The organism is Thermoanaerobaculia bacterium, from assembly GCA_035260525.1.
Taxonomy (GTDB): domain Bacteria; phylum Acidobacteriota; class Thermoanaerobaculia; order UBA5066; family DATFVB01; genus DATFVB01.
In genome coordinates this window covers 1-2,788 of record DATFVB010000010.1, presented here as the reverse complement: position 1 = coordinate 2,788, position 2,788 = coordinate 1, and the positions used below count along the sequence as shown (strand labels likewise).

1 protein-coding gene is annotated in these 2,788 nt (G+C 67.6%); it reads left to right on the top strand.

What is annotated here, in order from left to right; all coding sequences use genetic code 11:
• A partial coding sequence (locus VKH46_00350; protein ID HKB69265.1) for a DNA translocase FtsK 4TM domain-containing protein occupies positions 1 to 2,347 on the top strand: 2,347 nt, incomplete at its 5' end.
• Positions 2,348 to 2,788 lie beyond the last annotated feature (441 nt).

Below are 2,788 nucleotides of genomic sequence, written 5' to 3'. Positions count from 1 at the left end.
CGATAATGCGCGGCGCTACGCCGACGAGGCGCTCGGGCTGATGCTCCTCGTCGCGGCGCTGCTGACGGCGCTCGCCCTCTTCTCCCATTCGCCGCAGGACCCGGTCCCGTTCTTCTCGAGCACCTCGGGGGAGAACGCGCGGGCGACGAACTGGATCGGCGGATTCGGCGCGATGTGGTCGTACCTGCTGCTCACGGCGTTCGGGCTGACCGCCTGGCTCCTCGTCGCGGGCCTCGCGGCGTGGGGCGTGAACCGCTTCTCGGCGAAGCGGTTCGTCAATCCCGGGACGAAGGCGGTCGGCCTCGTGCTCCTGGCGCTGTCGCTCCCCGCGCTCCTCTCGATTCTCCTCGGCGCCCGCGACTACCGCGGCGAGACGCTCGACTCCGGGGGCCTCCTCGGGAGCGGCATCGCCGGGTTCGTCCGGGCCCGCTTCAACACCGCGGGGTCGATCATCGTGCTCTCGGCGCTCTTCGTCCTGTCGATCCCTCTTTCGACGCAGGTCTCTCTCGGCGAGGCGCTGTTCCGCCTGAAACTGAGGTTCATCGCGCTCTTCGGCCGGTTCCGTATCGGGTTCGCGCGGCGGCGCGAGCGGCAGATGAAGGAGCGATTGAAGCGCATCGTCGTCCAGAAGCACATCGAGAAATCGCGGCAGGAGGAAGGCGCGCTCGGCGACTTCGCGTTCGGGGAGGAGCGCGGGCCGGTGAAGGTCCGGAAGGTCGAAGGGGAGGGAGGGTTCTCGATCCGCAAGGTGGCCGCCCCCCCGCCGTCGGCTCCCGCGGCGGGGCGCGAGAAGGAGAAGCCGAAGGAGAAGAAGAAACCCTCGCCCCAGAAGCCGCTGCCGATCGAGATGGGAGGCTATCTCTACCCGCAGACCTCGCTCCTCCAGAAATACGAGCCGGTCGGGACGTTCGACCGCAAGCAGCTCCCGGAGATCGCGCGCCGGATCACCGAGAAATGCGCCGAGTTCGGGGTCGAGGGGGAAGTCGTCGAGTATCACCCCGGTCCGGTCGTGACGACCTACGAGTTCCGGCCCGCCGCCGGCGTGAAGGTCACGCAGGTGATGTCGATGAGCGAGGACCTCGCGCTCGCCCTCTCGGCCGAGTCGATCCGCATCGAGCGGATCCCGGGGCGGTCGTCGGTCGGGATCGAGGTGCCCAACCCCGACGGGGGAGACCTGATCGCGCTGCGCGACGTGATCGAGTCGGAGCGGTTCGCGGCCGAGCGCTCGATGCTCGCGCTCGCGCTCGGCAAGGACATCCACGGCGAGCCGGTCGTCCAGAACCTCCAGTCGATGCCGCACCTCCTGATCGCGGGCACGACCGGATCGGGGAAGTCGGTCGGCATCAACACGATCATCACGTCGCTCCTCTTCAAGGCGACTCCGTCCCAGGTCAAGCTCATCCTGATCGACCCGAAGATGGTCGAGCTCGAGATCTACCGGGACATTCCCCACCTGCTGAGCCCGATCGTGACCGATCCGAAGAAGGCCTCCAACGCCCTGAAGTGGGCGGTCGCGCAGATGGAGGAGCGATATCAGCTGTTGTCCAAGGTCGGCAACGTCCGGAACATCGACCAGTACAACCGCGCCATCGACGACAAGCAGACGGTCGCGGAGGTGAAGGCGCGTCTCGGCGACGAGGCCGAGGACCTGGCCCTCGAGCCTCTCCCCTACGTCGTCGTGATCATCGACGAGCTCGCGGATCTCATGATGACCGCGCCCAAGGACGTCGAGGAATCGATCGCGCGGATCGCCCAGAAGGCGCGCGCCGTCGGCATCCACCTCGTCGTCGCCACGCAGCGGCCCTCGACCGACGTGCTGACGGGCGTCATCAAAGCCAACCTGCCGTCGCGGATCGCATTCAAGGTCGCGACGAAGATCGACTCGCGCGTCGTGCTCGACGGCAACGGCGCGGAGAAGCTCCTCGGCCGCGGCGACATGCTCTACCTCGGCCCCGGCACGTCGCGCCTCCACCGCGTCCACGGCGCCTTCATCTCCGTGCAGGAGACGGCCGCGCTCGTCAAGTTCTTGAAGAAGCAGGCCAAGCCCGTCTACGACGAGGAGGTCACGAAAGACCGCGAAGAGGAAGCCCGCGTGGCCAACGCCGCCAACGGGAAGGGGGATGAGTCGGACCCGCTCTACGACGAGGCGGCCCGGCTCGTCGTCAAGGAGCGGATGGCGTCGATCTCGTTCCTCCAGCGCCGCATGGGCGTCGGGTTCTCGCGCGCCGGCAAGCTCATCGACATGATGGACCGCGACGGGCTGCTCGGGCCGCAGAAGGGCTCGAAGCCCAGGGAAGTGCTGGTTCCCGCGGACTATTTCGACGGCGTCGACCAGCAGGCCCGGTAGGCGCGGCGATACGCGCCGTTATACACGTCCGTGCGAGCCGCCCGCGGGCTCAACGTACGCTCCCGGTACGCCTCGCCCGCGGGACGGCTCGCCCGAACGCGTCTTCCGGCACGTCTCGCCGCGCCTCGACTGACTCACCGAATTCCTTTCGTCTGTGCTTGTCGTCGCTCTCGAATTCAGCGTTGCGCCTACTGGGGCCCTTCGCATCGCGAAGGGTCGTTCCGAAGGATATCCAGTGCACGACGCGAGTCGCGGCCGCGAAGCGGCCGGCCCGGGCGTTCGCGCGCGTCTTCCAACCCGTCTGGCCGCCCCTGGATGGGTTCTGACCATCAATTCACGGTTACGCTGTTGGCGCGATCCTTCGTCATCGCGCGGCCGCGCCGTATTCACAGAATCCGAGCTCTGCGATGCGAGCATCTCACCGCCGGCATTCTTCACCTC